This is a genomic window from Dellaglioa sp. CoH-55-MRSF-7 (assembly GCF_056782235.1).
In genome coordinates this window covers 1-282 of record NZ_JBXAYI010000143.1, presented here as the reverse complement: position 1 = coordinate 282, position 282 = coordinate 1, and the positions used below count along the sequence as shown (strand labels likewise).

At 52.1% G+C, this 282-nt stretch carries 1 protein-coding gene; it reads left to right on the top strand.

The window, feature by feature from the left end; all coding sequences use genetic code 11:
• Positions 1–77: 77 nt before the first annotated feature.
• A partial coding sequence (locus tag AC1RPU_RS08185) for a hypothetical protein (RefSeq protein ID WP_481769676.1) occupies positions 78–282 on the top strand: 205 nt, incomplete at its 3' end.

The following is a 282-nucleotide window of genomic DNA, read 5'->3' as shown; positions in this document are numbered from 1 at the left end:
ATCCGTAGTCCCGGAACCCACTATCACATCGTACTGTCGGTGCTGGGCAGCAGGCTCACACAATATTTGGTGAATTGATGAAAGTTCGAATTGAAAAAGTATACGACCTGCACCGCATCGAGCACGAAGAGTGGCGTAACGGGTGCAAGGTGTTGCGCGTAGATGGCGTGCCCGGAGAGATCGTGCTTGACGGTCGATCGAGTGTCATGTACCCGGTGGCTGTCGGCAACTTCTATCTGAGCAACACACAAAACCGGAAGGGTGATTTCATGATATGCACAC